This window comes from Sorangium aterium, assembly GCF_028368935.1.
GTDB classification, from domain to species: Bacteria; Myxococcota_A; Polyangia; order Polyangiales; family Polyangiaceae; genus Sorangium; species Sorangium atrum.
Window position 1 is genome coordinate 361,435 of the sequence record NZ_JAQNDK010000002.1, and the last position, 18,788, is coordinate 380,222.

Consider the following 18,788-nt stretch of genomic DNA (forward strand, 5'->3'; position numbering starts at 1 on the left):
CCGTCGGCTCCCGCTCCAGTGAGGCCACGGCTCTGTCCGCCGGCCCTGTTGGACCGCGCCGATCACGCCGCGCCCGGCTGGAGTCCTCATTGCAGGTGTACGACCGCGCGAGGACGGGCTCGACGATCCGGAGCGCGCGCGGCGTGGTGCCGCGGCTGCATCGTATCCCCGAGGTGCCACGGCACATGATAGCTGTTCACCGCCATCTTCATGATGGAGCGTTGAGCGCCGACTCCTCGACCACCCGTGGAACGCTGGTGATGTCAACTCCGTTGAGGATGGCTCGTCGTTGCGCCGCCATCCTCTCTCCTCCTTGTCTCCCTCGCGCCGTCTCTCGATCATCGGATCGGAGAGGATGTGCTCGACCCCGGTGAGCCCGCATCCATCGATGAGCCCGTCGCGTCCTCGCTCGTGCACGGGTTGTCGCGTTATGCCACGGGTAAATTACCGCGCTGCGCCATCGGGTTTGCAACTTGCGGCCCGACTCGAACTATGGTTAACCGGTGGCGTCCCAGGACGCACCGTGTCATCCGGTGCGCCACGAGGCACGAGAGAGGGCTGGCTCGGCCTCATCGCCTCGTCGCGGCGGCGACGATCGCGCAAGCGCGACCACGCGACCACGTGACCGAACCCTCGTTCGCGGCATGAGGGGGGCTTGCGTGCCGGTGGAGTCATGGATTAGAACGTTCGCTCTCTGTCTTATATTTCTTACACCCATCGCTTGGAGATCATTTCTTCCCATGCTCACGCCCTCGATCGGCTTTCGGCCTCGCTCGGGCGAACGGCTCGACAGGGCTCTGCTGCCCGGCACGGTTCACCTCAGAGCCCATCCTTCATCTCATAGACAAGAGAGGGGAGCACCCATGCGCCTCACACGGTATGCAACATGGATCTTGGCGGCGGCTGTCGTTCTCGCGCCGGCCGCCTGCGGTGACGACACGTCCGACAACGCGACCGGCTCCGGAGCCAGCTCCGGCGCTGGCGCTGGCTCCGGCAGCGGCTCCGGCGCTGGCGCTGGCTCCGGAAGCGGCTCCGGCAGCGGCTCCGGCGCTGGCGCTGGCTCCTCCGCCAGCGGCTCCGGGACCGGAGGCGGCGGCACCGGCGGCAGCGACAGCACCGGCGGCGGCGGCAGCGGCGCCGGGGACAGCGGCGGCCTCTTGCCTTGCGACAATGGCTGGCCCGAGGTGCGGAGCGCGATCGCGCAGGATCCGGAGATCGAGGCGGCCATCACCGAGCTGCTCGGCAAGATGAAGGTGGAGGAGAAGGTCGGCCAGATGGTGCAGGCCGAGATCCAGAAGATCACGCCGGCCGAGGTGAAGCAGTACAACATCGGCTCCGTGCTGAACGGCGGCGGCTCGTGGCCGGGGAAGAACAAGAACGCGACGGCGGCGGACTGGGTGAAGCTCGCCGACGACTTCTACAACGCCTCGGTGGACACCAGCGGTGGCCGCGTGGCCATCCCGATCATCTGGGGCATCGACGCGGTGCACGGGAACAACAATGTCCGCGGCGCCACGCTCTTCCCGCACAACATCGGCCTCGGCGCGGCCCACGACCCCGAGCTGCTCGAGCGCATCGGCGCCGCGACGGCCAAGGAGGTCCTCGCGACCGGGCTCGACTGGACCTTCGCGCCGACGCTCGCGACGGTGCGCGACGACCGCTGGGGCCGCACGTACGAGGGCTACTCCGAGGATCCCGAGATCGTGAACGCCTACGGGGGTCGGATCGTGCAAGGCATCCAGGGCGCCGCGAACAGCCCTGATCTCCTCGGCGCGATGCACGTCATCGCGACGGCCAAACACTTCATCGGTGACGGCGGCACGGACAAGGGCGATGACCAGGGGAACAACCTCGCCTCCGACACCGAGCTGTGCACGATCCACGCTCAGGGCTACCTGTCTGCCATCCCGGCGGGCGCGCAGACCGTCATGGCGTCGTACAACAGCGTCCGCGGCACGAAGATGCACGGGAAGGGCGATCTGCTCACCGGGGTGCTGAAGGACAGGTTCCACTTCGACGGCTTCGTCATCGGCGACTGGAACGGTCATGGGCAGGTGTCGGGCTGCACGAACGCTTCGTGCGCCGCCTCGATCAACGCCGGTGTGGACATGATCATGGTCCCGGACGACTGGAAGATGTTCTACGAGAACACCCTCAGTCAGGTGAAGGGGGGCCAGATCTCGATGGCGCGCGTCGACGACGCCGTGACGAGGATCTTGCGGGTCAAGATGCGGGCGGGGCTCCTCGGCCCGAAGAAGACCAAGCAGGCGCCGTCGAAGCGGATGTTCGCGGGCGATCAGTCGGTGCTCGGGCAAGCGGCGCACCGCGCCCTCGCGCGCGAGGCGGTCAGCAAGTCGCTCGTCCTCCTGAAGAACGCCGGCAAGGTGCTTCCCCTCGCCGCGTCGGCCAAGGTGCTCGTCGCGGGCAAGTCCGCGGACAGCATCCCGAACCAGTCCGGCGGCTGGTCGCGGACGTGGCAGGGCACCGACCTCACGAACGCCGACTTCCCCGGCGCGACGTCGATCCTCAAGGGGATCCAGGATCTGGTGTCGGCAGGCGGCGGCCAGGCGACGCTGAGCGCCAACGGCTCCGCCGCCAGCTCGGGGACCTTCGACGCGGCGATCGTGGTGATCGGCGAGACGCCTTATGCCGAGATGTACGGGGACATCCAGCTCGCGACGGACGACAACCCGCACGCGAAGACGCTGGAGCACGCGGTCTACCACCCCGAGGATCTGCAGGTCCTCCAGGCGATCCGCACGGCCAAGCCGGATCTGCCGATCGTGACGGTCTTTCTGTCGGGCCGTCCGCTCTACGTCAACAAGGAGCTGAACCGCTCGGACGCCTTCGTGGCCGCGTGGCTCCCGGGCTCCGAGGGCGGCGGCGTGGCCGACGTGCTGTTCGGCAAGCAGCCGTTCCAGGGCAAGCTGTCGTACTCCTGGCCTGCGACCGATTGCCAGCGCATCAACCGCGGGGAAGACGGCGCGCTGTTCCCGTACGGCTTCGGCCTGACGACGGCGGACCAGGATACGCTTGCGGCGCTCCCCGAGGCGTCCACCGCCGGCGGCTGCAACTGATCCCACCCTCCGCGCCGCTGCCGCTCTCCCCGCTCTCTGCAGCGGCGGCATTCGTGAGATAGGCCGAGGGACCCAGCCCGCTGCACAGCGGGCCGGGTCTCCGCGCTCAACGCGTCAGCGCGTCAGCGCGCCGCCGCCTCGCGCGGTCGTGAGCACCACCTTGCCCGTGGTCGCGCGGGACGCGACCGCCGTCATGGCCGCCTTCGCGTCCGCCATCGGCATCGCGGCGGAGACGAGCGGCTTGATCGCGCCCTGGCCGTAGAGCGCGTAGAGCTCGTCTTGCGCCCTCCGCGTGAGATCGGGCCGGGTGCGGCTGTAGGTGCCCCAGTAGAGGCCGACGACCGAATAGTTCTTCACGAGCAGGTGGTTCGCGCGCGCCGCGGGGATGCGGCCGCAGGCGAAGCCGATCACCACGATGCGGCCCTCGAACGCGACGCATTTCGTCGATTGATCGAAGACGTCGCCGCCGACGGGGTCGAAGACGATATCGGCCCCCCGGCCCGAGGTCCGCTCCTTCACGATGGCGACGAAGTCCTCGCGCCGGTAGTCGATCGCGACGTCCGCCCCGAGCGCGCGGCAGACCGCCGTCTTCTCCTCGCCGCCGGCGGTCGCGATGACCGTCGCGCCGGCCGCCTTGGCGAGCTGGATCGCTGCGCTGCCGACGCCGCCCGCGCCGGCGTGCACGAGGACCGTGTCGCCGGGCTGGACGCCGGCGCGTCGGTGGAGCGCGAAATAGCCTGTCTGGTAGGTGATGGTCATCGCCGCGGCGTCCTCGAACGGCATCGCATCCGGGAGCGCGTAGGTGGTGCGCGGCCCGGCGATCGCGCGCGTCGCGTACCCCCCCGAGCCGGGGAGCGTCGCGGCCACGCGGGCGCCCGGCGGGAGGGATGGCTCGCGGCTCTCGACGACGACGCCGGCGACCTCGAAGCCGGGGATGAACGGCGGAGTCGGCTTGACCTGGTGCGCGCCCGCCGTGAAGAGCACGTCGGGGAAGTTGATCGCCGCGGCGGCCACCTCGATCCGGACCTCCCCCTCGGCGAGCGGGGGGTCGTCCACCTCTTCCCAGACGAGGATCTCGGGGGGACCGAAGGCGTGTCCGCGCCAGGCGTGCATGCGCGCGGACCTTAGCAGAAAGCCCGGGCGACCCGGCGGAAGCCGCGGCGGCGCGGCCTCGCGCGCCGCGGATCCCCTGCGGGATCGCCGGCGCGCGCGATCAGCGGACGATCTCGATCGGCAGCTTCGCCGTCACGGAGCCCTGCTCCTGCCCGTCGAACGTCACCTCGACATCGTAGGTCCCCGGCGCGAAGAACTCGTCCTCCGGGTTGTCCGTGTCCGACGGCCCGCTCCACTGCCGCCCCGACCAGGAGATCGTGTGCGTCGCCGCCGTCGCGTCGACCTGCACGGTCGCCGCGTCGTCGGGAGCGCAACACCCGGTGTCGCAGAGGCAGTACTGCTGTGGATCTCCCGCCGTCGACAGCCCTGTGATCTGGTACGTGACGAACGAGCGCGGATCCGCGCTCGGCACGACGCAGTGCCCGCACCCGTCGGAGGCCGCGATCTCGATCGGAGGGACGCTCGCGTCGGTCGTGATCGTGTAGATGAACTCCGCTGGCTCGCCCCTCCAGTAGACGCAGCGGCTGGACTCGATCGATATCGTCACGCCCGGGATCGTGCCCTGGACGTCGCGCACCGCGCACGGCTCCGCCCCCGGCGGCAGCCCGCGGTCGCCGCCGCTGCTGCTGCTCTTGCCGTCGTCGCCGCTTCCGCCGCCCTCCTTGCTGCCGCCGCATCCGGCCGCGCACGCAGCGGACAGCAAGGCTATCGCCAGAGCTCGAATCATGTCGTTCGCCATTCCCTCACCTCTCCCTCCTTCGCGCCACGCCGCCTGTCTGCGGCGGCGCGCGATCGGCAGCAAGGGAGATGCTCCACGAAGCGCGTGCGGGCTCCGGCGGGACAGGCCGTGGCTCGGCCCACCCCGGGGCGTCGACTGTGCCAGCCTGGGCCGCGGCCAGCTTCGCCTCAGCCGTGCTTCAGGGATAGATCTCGATCCCCAGCTTTGCCGTCACGACGCCCTGCTCCTTGCCATCGAACGTCACCTCGACTTCGTAGCTCCCCGGCGCGAAAGGGTCGCCCTCCGGATTGCTCGTGTCGGACGGCCCGGTCCACTGCCGCCCCGACCAGCGGATCGTCTGCGTCGCCGTGGTCGCGTCGACCTGCACGGTCACCGCCTCGTCGGGAGCGCAGCAGCCCACGTCGCACAGGCAGTAGAGCTGCGGCTGCGGATCCGCACCCCACGAGAGGCCGCTGATCTTGTAGGAGACGAGCGAGAGGGGATCGCTCGTCGGTTCGACGCAGCGCCCGCAGCCGGTGGAGGCCGCGACGTCGATCGGGGGGACGCTCGAGTCGGTCGTGACCGTGTAGATGAACTCGGCCGGCTCTCCCTGGCGGTAGTTGCAGCGGCTCGACTCGATCGAGATCTTCACGCCGGGGATCGTGCCCTCGACGTCACGCACCGCGCACGGCCCGTCCGACGGGTCGATGCAGCCGCCGCCGCTGCCCTCGCCGCAGCCGCCGGTGCCGTCCTCGCCGCTGTCGTCGTTGCCGCCGCCACCGCTGTTGTGGCCGCCGCTTCCGCCAGTGCCGTCCTCGCCGCCGCTGCTGCTGCTGCTGGCGCCGCTGCCGCCGTTGCCGCCGCTGGCACCAACGCCGTCATTCACGCTGTCCTTGCATCCCATCAGGCACGCACTGGACAGCAGGGCTGCCGCCAGCACGCGAAGCACGTCGCTCGTCATCGCATCACCTCGTGGCGCCGCCACCGAACCTCGCGCGCGGCGGCGCGGGGCGTGCAGCAAAAGGGATGCCTCGCGCGGCAAGCGCAGCTTCCCGCAGGAGCGCCTCTGGTTCGCGGCACCCGGGATCTTCGATTGTGCCAGTTTGGGCCGTGGTGGGCTGTGAGCTGCTGCGCTCGCAGGGCGCCATTCCCGGCGAACCAGCTATTCCGGGGCATCCCGGCGACATCTCAACGCACGAACCAGCGGCCGGCCCGGCACATCCCACGACGCGCCGGCGCGGTGCCCTCACTCGATCTCGGGGTACCAGCACGCCACGCGGTGGCCGCTGCCGGGGACGAGCTCCTCGAGCGGCGGGATCTCGACATCGCACTTGCCCTCTTCGGCCTTCCGGCAGCGAGGGTGGAACACGCAGCCGTCGGGCGGGTTGATCGCGCTCCCGGGCGCGCCCGGCAGCAGGCGGCGCGCCTTGCTCCCCCGCTCGATCGACGGCGTCGCATCGAACAGCGCGCGCGTGTACGGGTGGTGCCGCCGGCCGGCGACGCCCTGCGTGGGGCCGATCTCCACGATGCGGCCGAGGTACATCACCGCGACGCGGTGGCTCACGTGCTCGACGACCCGGAGGTCGTGCGAGATGAACAGCAGGCCGAGCGACAGCTCGTCCTGGAGCTCCTCCAGCAGGTTGACGATCTGGGCCTGCACCGAGAGGTCGAGCGCGCTCACGGGCTCGTCGCAGACGATGAAGTCCGGGCGCACGGCGAGGGCGCGGGCGATCGCGACGCGCTGCCGCTGGCCGCCGGAGAGCTCGTGGGGGAAGCGCTCCATCATGTCCGGCCGCAGGCCGACCTTCTGGAGCGCGCCCTCGACCATCGCGGTCTCCTCGTCGCGGCTCCTCGCGAGGCGGTGGATGACGATGCCCTCGCCGACGATCTCGCGCAGCGTCATGCGCGGGTTGAGCGAGCCGTAGGGGTCCTGGAAGACGATCTGCATCCGCCGGCGCATGGCCCTCAGCGCGCGGCTCGACAGGGCGCTCAGGTCGTGGCCGTCGAAGAGGACGCGGCCGACCGTTGGCTCGGTGAGCCGGAGCACGAGGCGCCCGAGGGTGCTCTTGCCGGAGCCCGACTCGCCGACGAGGCCGAGCGTCTCGCCGCGGTGGACGTGGAAGGTCGCCTCGACGACGGCCTGCCCGAACGACGGCTTCGCGAAGGCGCCGCGCTGCACCGGGTAGAACTTCGAGAGCCCCTCCGCCTGGACGAGCGGCCGCTCGCCCGGCGCGCTCTCCGTGCCTTCCGGGTGCGCCGCGGCTGCAGGTTGCGGGTGCGCCGCGGCGGCGCCGGGCTCGTCGCGCTGGGTGGGGGGCGGGGAGCCGCTGTCGCGCGTCACGAGGCGCCCTCGTTCCCCGCGCGCCCCGGGCCCGTGAGGAGGAAGCAGCGCGCCGCGTGGTGCCCGGCGCCGGGCGGGACGGCGTACAGGTCCGGCGCCTCGGCGCGGCAGCGGTCGAACACGGCGTCGCAGCGGTCCTGGAAGCGGCAGCCGCGCGGCGGATCGCGCAGATCGGGCAGCGCGCCCGGGATGGTCGGCAGGCGGAGCGAGCGCTCGCCGCGCACGCGGTGCGGGCGGAGCCCGCGCGCCGGGATGCTCCTGAGGAGCGCGCGCGTGTACGGGTGCGAGGGCGCTGCGAGCACGTCGCGCGCCGGCCCTTGCTCGACGACGACGCCGGCGTAGAGGACGACGATCTCGTCCGCGAGCTCGCCGACGACGGCGAGGTCGTGCGCGATGAGCAGGAGGCTCATCGACGTCTCTGCCTTGAGCCGCTCGAGGAGGTCGAGGATCTGCGCCTGCGTCGTCGTGTCGAGCGCGGTGGTGGGCTCGTCGGCGATGAGCAGCGAGGGCTCCGGCGCGAGGGCCATGGCGATCATGACGCGCTGGCGCATCCCGCCGGACAGCTCGTGCGGGTAGCTGTTCGCGCGGACCTCGGGCTCCGGGAAGCCGACCTTGCGCAGGAGGTTCACGGCGTAGAGCCGGGCGTCGCCGCGGGACATGGGCCGGTGCAGCCGGATGGCCTCGGCGATCTGGGCGCTGACCGTGTACACGGGGTTCAGCGAGGTCATCGGCTCCTGGAAGATCATGCCGATCTTCCCGCCGCGCACGGCGCGCATCTCGCGCTCGCTCAGCGCGAGGAGGTCCTGGCCGTCGAGCTCGATCGAGCCGCCGTCGATGGTCGCGTAGGGCGCGGGCAGGAGCCGCAGGATGCTGAGCGCGGTCACGGTCTTGCCGCAGCCCGACTCGCCGACGAGCGCCACGGTGCGCCCGCGCGGCACCGTGAACGAGACGCGGTCGAGGGCGCGCGTGACGCGGCCGTCGGCGGCGAACGACACGCGCAGGTCGCTCACCCGGAGCAGCGTGGGCGGCGGGGCCTCCTCGGGCGAGACGGGCGGCGCGGTGCGGGGGAGCACGGACCGGCGCCCGCTCGCCGTTGAGCGCTGGGTGACTGCGGGCTCGTCGTCGTCGAGCAGGCCGCGCGCGAGGGCGCCGCGTGGGAGGGCGGAGGCGCTGGGCGCGGGGAGAGCGCCCGCGTTTGGCGTGGTGGGCGCGGGGAGAGTGCCTGCGGGCGGCGTGGTGGGCGCGGGAAGAGCTCCCCCGCTCGGGGCGTCGGGCGTGGTCGGAGCGCTGGGCAGAGAGGGCGCGCTCGGCACGGCCGGCCTCCTCTCGCCGAGGTCGTGGCGGATCAGGGGAAGCGGGAGCGAGTTCCGCGCGCCAAGGTCGTCGTCCTCGTCGTCCTGGCCGTTGCTCACCGTACGTACACCTCGAGGCGGGGGCCGACGCCCTGGGAGATGCCCATCGAGTAGGCGGCCCCGACGGCGTCGCTCCCCGGCGCGAGGATGGCGATGCCGTGGTCGTCCTTGCGCCGCCTGGCCCAGTCGCGCACGAGCGAGGTGACGTCGATCCGCAGCGGCGTCGCCGGTCGGGGCCGCGCGATGGCGGCGGCTTCCGGGATCGACAGGCGCGGCTGCCGGCCCCACGTCGCCGTCTCGGAGCGCCACGGCTCGAGGATGCGCGCGACCTCCAGGGTGAGCGCGCGCTCGGCGGGGGGCGCCATCGGGGCCGGCTCCAGCACGACGAAGGCGCTCGCGATGTCGGCGCCGACGCCGAAGGTCGGCGAGAACCGGAGCAGCAGGACGACATCGCCGGCCCCGGCGCGCCCGAGCGCGACGGCGTCGGGGACGCCCGGCGTGGCCGCGGCGTCGTCCTCGACGAGGACGGCGAGGTCCGCGGGCGGGAGCAGCACGCGGCGCGCGTCGAGGGGCGCTGGGAGGGCGCTCGCCGGCCGGCAGCGCCCGGCGACGCAGTAGCCGGCGCCGCAGACGCCCGCGCCTGCGCACACGCCCGCGTCCTTCGCGGGGCCGCCGCCGCAGCCCAGGAGCGGCGGCGCCGCGACGAGCAGGGCCACGGGCGCGAGGGCGGCGAGCAGACGCACAGCGGGGGCGACCATAGCAGAGGGCGGCCCTGGTAGGGCGCCCCGGTGGCGGAGGCGGGTCGTGGTGGGCGTGGTGGCGGGCGCGGCGCGCAGGGGGCGGCGCATCGGAAGCGGGGGTGCTCGGGCGTGGAGGGCGGCGGCGCGCCCGGGAGGGGCGGTGGGCGGCGGCGGGCGCGCGCGGGCCGCCGTCCGAACGGCGTGGTTGGCGAGGGCGCTGGGAACGCGCGCGAGTCGAGAAGCGTTGCCGGTGAAGCGCGTTGCGATCCCTGTTGTCGGGCCGCGGCCGCTCTGCTGGGATGCCGTGTCGTGCGCGTTCGAGCCATTACCTTCCTGAGAGCGCTGTTGATCGTGGCCGCCGTGCCTGGGGCGCTCGCCGCCTGTGGAAAGAAGGCGCCGCTCGGGTCTCCGTGCCGCGCGGACGACGACTGCGCCTCAGGCCTCGCCTGCCACCGCGAGCAATGCCTTCACGAGGGGAGCGCCCGGCGCCTGCGGGAAGAGGAGCAGCGCGCCTCGGGCGAGGGCGCCGCGCGGAAGGTCGGCGACCGCATCGAGGTCGAGTGGAAGGGCTCGTACAAGCCCGCCATCATCACCAGCGTCGTCGCCCTCGGCTCCTACCGCGTCCACTTCGACGGTTACGATGCGCAGTGGGACGAGGTCGTGACGGAGGCGCGCATCAAGGGCGGCGCGCGCTCGGGCTCGGGCCAGCGGACGGCGGTGCCGGCGGCGAGCAGCACGCCGCGCTGAGCGGCGGAAGGCGGCGCTCGGGGCGCCTAGCACTACTGCGGGAAGTTGCCCCGGATCGGCAGAAAAACCGCCATGGCGCCAAGGCCGCCAAGAGGACAAGGGAAGAGCCGCCCCGGCATTTTCCCCTCCTACTCCCCTGGTTTCTTGGCGCCCTTGGCGTCATGGCGGTTCGCTTCGCAGCCCGACTTCCCGCAGTAGAGCTAGAGCTCGGCCGCGAGGACCGAAATCGGTCGGGCGGGGAGACTCCGCTTTGGAGGCATGTCGCTGATGATCGTCGTGGGCGTGGCGCTCGACACGGTGAACCAGATCGAGGCTCACCTCATCCAGCGCAGCTATGAGCGCTTGACGGCGCAGCGGCCCGCCCGCATCCGGGCGCGGCGCGCTCCCGAGGGTTGAAGGGACGATTGCCTTCTGCGTCGCCTTTCCCCTCGCTCGATGTCATCCTATCGCCTCGACGGAAACCTGGGGGAGCAGCGCCTCGACGTCCTCGGCCGCCCCGAGCGCGGTCCCCGCGGTCGCGGCCGTTGCAGCTCCCGCTGCAGCACCGCGGCGCAGCCCATCGACGAGGTCCTCGCCCCGTGCGAGCGCAACGGCGATCCCCGCGACCATGGAGTCGCCCGAGCCCACCGTGCTGCGCGCCTGGACCCGCGGCGAGCGCACGCGCCACGCCCGCTCACCGGACGCACAGACAGCCCCCTCCGCGCCCATCGAGATCACCACGGCGGCGATACCCCGGAGCGACAGCTCGCGCGCGGCTCCGATCACCGTCGCCAAGTCGGGGAGCCTGCGTCCGAGGAGCTGTTCCGCCTCCTGCACGTTCGGCTTGATGACGTCGGGATGCGCGGCCACGCCGAGACGCAGGGGCTCGCCGTCCGCATCGAGGATCACCTTGACACCCTGCTCATGGCTTCTGGCGATGAAGCCGGCATAGGTGTCGGGTGACATCCCGGGCGGCAGGCTGCCGGCGAGGACGAGCACGCGCACGCCGCGAAGCCAGAAGCGGACCATGCTGTCGAGCGTGGCGACGTCCGCCGCGCTCACCCGGGCTCCGGGCCCATGGAAGCTGGTGACCACACCGGCATCGTCGATGATGGTCATGTTCACGCGTGTGAGCCCCGGGACCTGCACGAAGTGGTATTGGACGCCTTCCGCGCGCAGCGCCCGCTCGATGATGGCGCCGGTCTCTCCGGCCAGGAAGCCGAAGGCGATGGTGGGCCACCCGAGCCGGTGCGCCATGCGCGAGGCGTTGATGCCCTTGCCTGCCGGGTCGAAATGCGTCTCGCGTGTTCGGTTGACGGCGCCGAGCTCTACGCGATCGAGCCAGTCCGTTTGATCGACGGCTGGATTCGGCGTCAGCGTGAGGATCATGCCACCCAGCTCCTTCCCCCGTGGTCTCCGGTGACGCTCGTCGTCGGACGAGTTCCGGTGCAAACCTCGTGCCGCGAAGTCGACGCGGGCGGGCGAGGATCGTCGAGCTGTGCTCCGGAGGCTCGGCGTCCCCGGCGAAGGCGCCCGCACCCGCTCCTACCCTCGGCCGTCAACCGGGTGCTCAACCAGCCCGACGACGGCGGCGTCCCCTTCTGACGCGGGAGCTCCTCGCTCGACGCTGCGCGTCCCTCCCTCTTCGTGCGCGGGGGTCCCTTCATTCTCGCGGTTATCCATCCGCCTCTCTCCACCTGCCTACGCCAGGACGTGGTGCCGGTAGAACCACCGTTTTACCAACTCGACCGTAGCGAGATAGGTCACCACGAGCGGGACCAAGATGGCAAAGAACGCCATCGGCAGTGGCTCGAAGCCAATCTTCGCGCCGATGGTCGTGAAGGGCAGAAGCACGGCGAGCGCAACCACCGCCAGCGACGTGAGCAGAAGCGGGCGACTGGGGCGCGTTCGCAACGGATTGCCCTGTGTGCGAATGATGAAGATGACGAGCACCTGGGTCGCAAGCGACTCGACGAACCACCCCGTGTGAAAGAGCCGCTCGTTGCGGGGGAAGAGGCGGAGCAGCAGAAAAAAAGTTGCGAAGTCGAACACCGAGCTGACGGGCCCGATCACCATCATGAATTTGCGAATGAAGGCCATGCCCCATCGGTGAGGACGAGCCACGAACGCATCATCCACCTTGTCCGTGGGGATTGGGACCTCGGACACGTCGTACAGGAAGTTGTTCACTAGGATCTGCATCGGGAGCATCGGTAGGAAAGGCAGAAAGACGGACGCGCCGGCCATGCTGAACATGTTTCCGAAGTTCGAGCTCGTTCCCATCAGGATGTACTTGATGATGTTGCCGAGCGTCCGGCGTCCCTCAAGCACGCCTTCCTTGACGACGGCCAGATCGCGATCGAGCAGGATGAGATCAGCGGCATCCTTCGCTACGTCCACCGCGCCGTCCACGGAGATCCCGACATCGGCCGAATGGAGCGAGGGGGCGTCGTTGATGCCGTCCCCGAGATAGCCGACCACGTGGCCTCGCTTCTTGAAGGCAAGGATGACCCGGTCCTTCTGCGCGGGATTGAGCCGGCAGAACAGGTTGGTGGTTTCGACGCGCGCCTCCAGCGCTTGCTCGTCGAGACTCTGAAGCTCGATTCCCGTGAGCACTCCTCGAATGGGAACGCCGACGTGCCGGCAGACGTGCTGGGCGACGAGCTCGTTGTCCCCCGTTACGATGACCACGGACACTCCCACCTCGGCGAGCCCGCGCATGGTTGCACCGGCACTCTCCTTCGGAGGGTCCTCGAACACCGCGAACCCGGCGAACACCAGATTCATCTCGTCGCGGATGACGATGTGCTGGCACTCGGGGGCCTCGGCCTTCCATGCGATTCCGAGCACCCGGTACCCTTCGCGGCCGAGCGCCTCGAACCGCTCGACCAGCGCGCGTCGAGTGGCGTCATCTATCGGCCGAAGCTCCGTGGGGCCGTTCGCCTCATACTGCGTCGACAGCTCGAGAATGTCCTCGAATGCCCCCTTGATGACGAGGAGACGCGTGTGGCTCCTTCCGACCAATACGGAGACCCGCCTCCGCTCAAAGTCAAATGGCACCTCGTCGATCTTCTCCCATGCCCGGACGTCGACCTCTTCGTGGCGGAGGATCGCCTCATCCATCGGGCTCCGCAGGCCGGTCTCGAACTGGCTGTTGAGGTATGCGAGCTCGAGCACGCGCGCGCTCTCTCGGCCCTGCGCGTCGAGATGCTGGTCGAGCTTGATTCGCGCTTCCGTGAGGGTGCCCGTCTTGTCTGTGCAAAGGACGTCCATGCTCCCGAGATCGTGGATGGCCGCCAGCCGCTTGACCAACACCTTCCTACTCGACATGCGCATCGCACCTCGGGCCAGCGTCACGGAGACGACCATGGGGAGGAGCTCGGGGGTCAGGCCGACGGCGAGCGCGATGGCGAAGAGGAACGTCTCCAGCCAGGGTCGATCGCGAATGAGGTTCACGAAGATGACGAAAAGGACCATCAGCATCGCGAGCCGCAGAATGAGCAGACCGAAGTTCTTCGTGCCGCTCTCGAACGCAGTGGGGAGCGTCCGTCGCGTGAGCGCAAGGCCGATCTGGCCGATGGAGGTGCGTGAGCCGGTCTGGGTGACGACAGCCCTTCCGCTGCCGCTCACGACCGACGTGCCCATGAATACCGTTCCGGTGGCCGCTGCCACCTCCCCGGGATCTCCGCTCGGGCCGGGGCGCTTCTCGACAGGATAGGGCTCGCCGGTCAGGAGCGCCTGGTTGAGGAAGAGGTCCCGGGCTTCGAGAAGAGTCCCATCTGCGGGCACCAGGTCGCCGGCGGAAAGGAGCACCACGTCGCCTGAGACGACCTCCTCTGCCGGCACCTCACGAATTTTCCCGTCGCGGACGACCGACGCGCGGACGCTGGCTGCCTTGCGCAACTTGTCGGCGGCGCGCCCGGCTCGGTGCTCCTGGACGAAGTCCATGGTGACGCTGAGCGCCACCATGACCATGATGATCGATGCGCTGACAAAGTCCCCCGTCGCTGCCTCCATCGTGCTCGCCGCGAGCAAGAGAATGACCAGCGGGTTCTTGAATCGAGCGAGAAGCTGAAGGACGAGCGCGCGCCTTTGCCGTGCCTCCAAGACGTTTGGCCCGTGGAGGGCCAGCCGCTCCGAGGCTTCGGCCTCTGACAAGCCCGTGGCCGCGTTCGCGCAGCTGGGCGCGTCGGCAATCATGTTGCCGTTCGTGCCCCCGCGCGAGAAGCCCCGCGCGAGAAGACGAGGCCGGGTACCATCGGAAGCCAGAAGCTGAGCCCTCGGAACAGCAGCGTCGCCGCCAGCGCCACGGCGAGCGGCACCCCCGCGACCTTTAACGTCAAGACCGACGCCGCTTCGAAGGCGCCCAGACCTCCGGGGACGATGCTGATCGTCCGAAGGAGCGTGGAGACCATGAAGCTGACGAACACCCCGGTGGGAGACGCCGTCTCGCCGAGCGCGCGGATGAGCACCCAGACCGTGGCGGTGTCGAGCAAGACGATCGCGAGCTGGAACAATCCGCTCTTGACGATCAGAGGCACGCTGCGCGCGAGCTTCGGGTCCGCTTGGCCAAGGAGCGCCAACGCGTGTTTGAGGAGGGGAAGGCGCTTGAGCCATTTGGGACCGACGCTGCTCCGACCCGACAGCACGAGGGCGGCCGCCGTCATCACCGCGCTGAACACACGAAGAAGAGGGCGGCCGCAATGATGAGCGGGCTCGCGTGACCTCCCACGATTGTGATGAGCACCGCGATTGCGAGGGCCGGAACATAGGCGGCGTAGTACGAGACGGTGTCGACGACGACCGCCGCCATGACCACGGCGCGCGAAACCCCGCGCTGCTCGAGCAGCTTGGCAACAACCACCGTTCCGCTGATTCCGGCCGAGGGGAGAGCCTGGTCGATGAAGAGCTTGGCGAGGCTGAGCTTGAAGGCCGCGGAGAGAGGCACCGAGACCTTCGCAGCACGCGTGACGACCCGCCAGGTCTCGCCCTGCGCGAGATAGGTGCCGCTTTGAAGGACGATGGCGATCGCGAGCCACCACGGCTGTGCCCTTTCAGTGATGCGCGCGAGCTCTCGCTCCTCCGGGAAGTGGAGCGCGACGATGATGACCGCAGCGAGCATGGCGAGGCCGAAGATCCAGGAGAACCATCGGAGCGCACGATGTGCGGTGCGGTGCTCTTCCGTCTCCGGAAAGGGATCGGCACCACCCAACGCCTCGTCGTGCCCGTCACCATCCACGCGCGAGGTCATGATGGCCTCTCGTGTGCCGTGGCGCTGGCCGCTTCGTTCTGGGGCAACCGCGTCACGTCTTCGGGGAACCTTTCGCCTTTCCAGCGCGAAACTTACCTTCCCCTGCGCCGCCTGCACGGCAGGAAGCTGGTGCAACGGGTCCACAGCGTGGCGATCTGCCTCAACCATGCGCTCGATCCCTTCGAGGTGACCGGCGATCCGCCTGAGCCGTGCGCGAGTGCTCTGCTTGGTCCCCGGGTTCATCATGGCCGTACATCTCCGGGCAGCATGCCCCCCTCCGCCCTGGGGTATGCATGATTCGCGCAATTGGCATGCCGTGCAGGCCTGAAGTGGTCGAAACCCGACCAGGCTCGACCTTGGTCGCCGCCGGACGGCGGCGGGTCAGCGCAGATCTTGCGTGTCAACCGGCCGATGAGCAGAACGTGCCGCCGGTGCCCAACGGCTTTGAACGTCCCCTCGTGGCGCGCCCGACGCCACCGAGACGAAGCCACTTCACGAGCGCCACGTTCTCGGCGGCGGACCGGGAACCTTGGCACTGGCACATACGGTGCGTAGCGTAGCTCTACTGCGGGAAGTTGCCCCGGATCAGAAGAAAAACCGCCAAGCCGCCAAGGACGCCAAGGGGAGAAGGGGAAGGGGGCCGTCCGGGCATCCCCCCTATTCCCCGGTTTTCTTGGCGCCCTTGGCGGCTTGGCGGTTCGCTTCCCCGGCCGACTTCCCGCAGTAGAGGTAGGCTCATGGTTGAGCGCGGCTCGCCGACGTTGTTCTATGTTCGAGGCGTGCCGATCCGGGCCCATTGGACGCTGTTTCTCGTGTCGTCTCGTGGCGGCTCCGCCATCGCATCGATGGGTTCGGCGGTCGAGAGGTCGAGAACTCCAGCACGACGCTCTACCGCGCCTGGAATAGCCGCTCTAGGCGCGACGACCGCCTCGGGCGAACGCGGCCAGGCCCCTGGCGAGCGCCCTCGTCACGAGCGCGGCGGCGAGGCCGAGGATCCCGAACTCAGCGAGGCCGTGGTTCCGCAGCGCGACCGCCCCGACGATGCAATCGCCCACGAGCAGGACCACGAGCGAAAGGCCGAGGTGAAACCGGCGCGCGTCGTCGTGCGGCCACCCGGGCGCGGGCTCGGCCCTGGATCCTCCGAACGCCTGGATCCCGGCGGCGATCCGCGCGGCGGGCATCAGGTAGCGCAGCGCGAAGAGCGCGAGCCCGGCGGCCAGCATGCCATAGACGCCCATCATCGAGGCGTGCCCGTGGTTGGCCGTCAGCGCGGTGCCGATCTCGTAATAGGACACGATCGGCAGGTTGATCAGGAACCCGAAGATCCCGGCCCCCAGGAAGTTCCAGAACCCCACGGCCATCAGGAACATGATCGCCCAGCGATGCGGGAAGGGCTTCGTCGACTGTTCGCCTTGCACGATCCCCAGGCGGAGGAAGGTCCACGCCTCCACCGTGAGGAAGGTCAACGGGATCACCTCCGCGGCCGAGAAGAAGGCGCCGAGCGCCATGTGCTCCACGGGCGTGCCGGAGAAGTACAGATGGTGCATGGTGCCGATCACCCCGCCCGCCGAATAGAGGATGACCTCCAGGTAGATGAGCCGCAGCGCGATCGCCTCGGCCACCACCCCCAGCAGGACGAAGAGATAGGCCACCATGAGCGTGGTGAACAGCTCGAGGAAGTCCTCCACCCAGAGGTGCACCACCCAGAAGTGCCAGAAGTCGGTGCTCGTGAAGTTTGCGCGCGGGTGCGCGAGGAGGCCCACGGCGTAGAAGGCCGGGATGGCCAGCGCGGCGAAGAAGAAGAGCCAGGGCATGTTGCCCCGGTGCTCGACGGCGAGCCGACCCCGGAGCACGCGGAAGAGCAGCGCCACCCAGGAGAACAGGCCGAGCGTCAGGAGCACCTGCCAGAAGCGGCCCAGATCGAGGTACTCGAACCCTTGGAGCGCGAACCAGATGCTGTCCGAGGCGCCGTGGATGGCGAGGAGCTCGCCGAGGAGGCTGCCCGCGACGACGATGACGAGCGCCCCGAGCAGACCATAGGCGAGCCACTTCTGGCCTCTCGGCTCGCGCCCGCTGATCATGGGCGCGATGAAGATGCCCGCGCCGAGATAGGAGACCGCGACCCAGAAGATGGCGAGCTGCAGGTGCCAGGTGCGCACCAGGTTGAAGGGGAAGGCACCGGCCAGGTTGATGCCGAAGAAGCTGGACAGATCGGCGCGATAATGCTGCGTGGCGCCTCCGAGGACGGACTGGAGGGTGAACAGCAGCGCCATGACCAGGAAGAACCACGCCGTCGCGCGCTGGGCCGGGGTCAAGGCGACCTCGCCCGGCTGGCGGAAGCTGGCCGGTGCCCTTCCCGCCCGTGCCAACCGAGGAAGCGCCATCGTCCGAAGACCGCGAAGAGCAAGCCGATCCCGCCGAGGAGCGCGATGAGCGAGAGCACGCTCCATACCACCACTTCGCCCGTGGGCTGGTTCCGGACGAGCGGCTCTGGAGGCCAGTTGTTGGTGTACGAGTAGGCCTCTCCGGGTCGCTCCGCCGCGGCGGTCCAGGCCGTCCAGGCGAAGAACGCGGTGAGCTGCGAGAGCTCGCGCGCGTCCGAGAAGAGGCCTGAGCGCAGGCCGTGCTTGCCGCTGGGCTGGGCGAAGAAGCGGCGATAGTGATCCTTCAGCAGCTCGAAGGCCTCTGCCTGGGCATCGGTGAAGACCAGCGTCCCTGTCGCGGGATCATAGCGGTTTCGACGAAAATCGCCGACGGTGCGCGCGAGCGCCTCCGCCGAGCCCGCGCCGCCGTAGCGAGATGCGGCGTGGGAGGCGGCCCCGGCGGAGGTAATCGGCGGTGAAATCCGGGCCGAGGTAGGCGCCGTGGCCGAAGACGGATCCGTATTCCATGAGCCCGTTGCGCAGGAACAGCTCCTGGCCCGTGAGCACGTCTTCGCCCGTGAACAGAATGCGCCCGGCAGGGTCGACCACCCGGGCGGGGATGTGTGGCTGTGCCGCGTAGGTGCGGTAGGCGAGCAGGCCGAGCACGAAGAACCCGAGCAGGAAGACGAGGGCCGTCGCCTGGACCCAGCCGCGCGAGATGAGGAGGTTTCGCCGTTTGGATGAGCGCGCCATGGGAATGCCGGGAGCAAGCCGCGAAGAGCCCTCCCGTTCTCCGAGATGACGACCGAGGAGGCTGCGTTGCGCGGCGTTCGTGCCGGGTACGATGATTTGGACGAGAAAGCGGGGGGTCTTTCCGCGGATTCCTCCTGGCCGCTACCGGCGAGCTTGTCCGCTGACGCCGCGGCCAAAGTGATCGCCAAGGCAGTGACGGCGCGCAAGCCGCGCACTCGCTACACCATCTGCCGCGAGGCCGCGCTGCTCCCTTTGGGGCGATGCCCGGAACGGCGGCGCAGGCCGAAGCGGCGCGCGTCGCGTCGTAGAACAAACGTCTTGCCCACGTCGTCCGTCGAACATTTCTTTTTCATG

The 18,788-nt window shown here is 69.8% G+C and carries 17 protein-coding genes; 3 read left to right on the plus strand and 14 right to left on the minus strand.

Translation table 11 applies throughout. From position 1 onward, the window contains the following. The first annotated feature begins 863 nt into the window (after window positions 1–863). Complete coding sequence (locus POL72_RS16230; protein ID WP_272096255.1) at window positions 864–3,077, plus strand: glycoside hydrolase family 3 protein; 2,214 nt, start codon at window positions 864–866, stop codon at window positions 3,075–3,077. A gap of 114 nt (window positions 3,078–3,191) precedes the next feature. Here the strand turns inward: POL72_RS16230 and POL72_RS16235 are convergent, their stop codons facing one another. From POL72_RS16235 to POL72_RS16260, 6 genes are all read right to left on the minus strand, one after another. Beyond that, window positions 3,192–4,190 (minus strand): NADPH:quinone oxidoreductase family protein, encoded by a 999-nt coding sequence (locus POL72_RS16235; protein WP_272096256.1) that lies wholly within the window; start codon window positions 4,188–4,190, stop codon window positions 3,192–3,194. Between the two features lie 100 nt (window positions 4,191–4,290). After that, entirely contained in the window at window positions 4,291–4,917 is a 627-nt protein-coding gene (locus tag POL72_RS16240; protein ID WP_272096258.1) for a hypothetical protein, read from the minus strand. Between the two features lie 190 nt (window positions 4,918–5,107). Continuing rightward, the gene (locus POL72_RS16245) at window positions 5,108–5,869 is read right to left on the minus strand and encodes a hypothetical protein (protein WP_272096260.1); all 762 of its coding nucleotides are present in this window, start codon (window positions 5,867–5,869) and stop codon (window positions 5,108–5,110) included. Window positions 5,870–6,154: 285 nt separating this feature from the next. Further along, complete coding sequence (locus POL72_RS16250) at window positions 6,155–7,249, minus strand: ABC transporter ATP-binding protein (RefSeq protein WP_272096261.1); 1,095 nt, start codon at window positions 7,247–7,249, stop codon at window positions 6,155–6,157. After that, the gene (locus POL72_RS16255) at window positions 7,246–8,661 is read right to left on the minus strand and encodes an ABC transporter ATP-binding protein (protein ID WP_272096263.1); all 1,416 of its coding nucleotides are present in this window, start codon (window positions 8,659–8,661) and stop codon (window positions 7,246–7,248) included. Before POL72_RS16255 ends, POL72_RS16250 begins: the two co-directional genes overlap by 4 nt. Next, window positions 8,658–9,359 carry a DNRLRE domain-containing protein gene (locus POL72_RS16260; protein ID WP_272096264.1) on the minus strand — a complete coding sequence of 234 codons (702 nt, stop codon included), beginning with the start codon at window positions 9,357–9,359 and terminating at the stop codon, window positions 8,658–8,660. The genes POL72_RS16255 and POL72_RS16260 overlap by 4 nt, the downstream gene beginning before the upstream one ends. 291 nt (window positions 9,360–9,650) lie before the next feature. On the opposite strand from POL72_RS16260, the gene POL72_RS16265 reads away from it, so the two are divergent. Next, window positions 9,651–10,088, plus strand: coding sequence for a hypothetical protein (locus POL72_RS16265; protein ID WP_272096265.1), 438 nt, complete (start codon window positions 9,651–9,653; stop codon window positions 10,086–10,088). A gap of 258 nt (window positions 10,089–10,346) precedes the next feature. Further along, window positions 10,347–10,484 carry a hypothetical protein gene (locus POL72_RS16270; RefSeq protein WP_276596788.1) on the plus strand — a complete coding sequence of 46 codons (138 nt, stop codon included), beginning with the start codon at window positions 10,347–10,349 and terminating at the stop codon, window positions 10,482–10,484. 42 nt (window positions 10,485–10,526) lie between these two features. On the opposite strand, the gene pfkB is transcribed toward POL72_RS16270, so the two are convergent. From pfkB to POL72_RS16305, 8 genes are all read right to left on the minus strand, one after another. Beyond that, window positions 10,527–11,456 carry a 1-phosphofructokinase gene (pfkB, locus tag POL72_RS16275; protein ID WP_272096266.1) on the minus strand — a complete coding sequence of 310 codons (930 nt, stop codon included), beginning with the start codon at window positions 11,454–11,456 and terminating at the stop codon, window positions 10,527–10,529. Between the two features lie 312 nt (window positions 11,457–11,768). Then, window positions 11,769–14,267 carry a magnesium-translocating P-type ATPase gene (mgtA, locus tag POL72_RS16280; RefSeq protein WP_272096267.1) on the minus strand — a complete coding sequence of 833 codons (2,499 nt, stop codon included), beginning with the start codon at window positions 14,265–14,267 and terminating at the stop codon, window positions 11,769–11,771. Beyond that, entirely contained in the window at window positions 14,264–14,734 is a 471-nt protein-coding gene (locus POL72_RS16285; RefSeq protein ID WP_272096268.1) for a lysylphosphatidylglycerol synthase transmembrane domain-containing protein, read from the minus strand. Before POL72_RS16285 ends, mgtA begins: the two co-directional genes overlap by 4 nt. Next, window positions 14,734–15,564 carry a metal-sensing transcriptional repressor gene (locus POL72_RS16290; protein WP_272096269.1) on the minus strand — a complete coding sequence of 277 codons (831 nt, stop codon included), beginning with the start codon at window positions 15,562–15,564 and terminating at the stop codon, window positions 14,734–14,736. Before POL72_RS16290 ends, POL72_RS16285 begins: the two co-directional genes overlap by 1 nt. 665 nt (window positions 15,565–16,229) lie before the next feature. Then, window positions 16,230–17,633, minus strand: a complete 1,404-nt coding sequence (locus tag POL72_RS52245) for a cbb3-type cytochrome c oxidase subunit I (protein WP_272096270.1) — start codon at window positions 17,631–17,633, stop codon at window positions 16,230–16,232. Beyond that, complete coding sequence (locus POL72_RS52250; protein WP_506377474.1) at window positions 17,630–18,163, minus strand: hypothetical protein; 534 nt, start codon at window positions 18,161–18,163, stop codon at window positions 17,630–17,632. Before POL72_RS52250 ends, POL72_RS52245 begins: the two co-directional genes overlap by 4 nt. Beyond that, on the minus strand, window positions 18,045–18,434 hold the full coding sequence (locus tag POL72_RS52255; protein WP_272096271.1) for a hypothetical protein: 390 nt from the start codon (window positions 18,432–18,434) through the stop codon (window positions 18,045–18,047). Before POL72_RS52255 ends, POL72_RS52250 begins: the two co-directional genes overlap by 119 nt. A 218-nt stretch (window positions 18,435–18,652) precedes the next feature. Further along, window positions 18,653–18,787 (minus strand): hypothetical protein, encoded by a 135-nt coding sequence (locus tag POL72_RS16305; protein WP_272096272.1) that lies wholly within the window; start codon window positions 18,785–18,787, stop codon window positions 18,653–18,655. Window position 18,788: the final 1 nt, after the last annotated feature.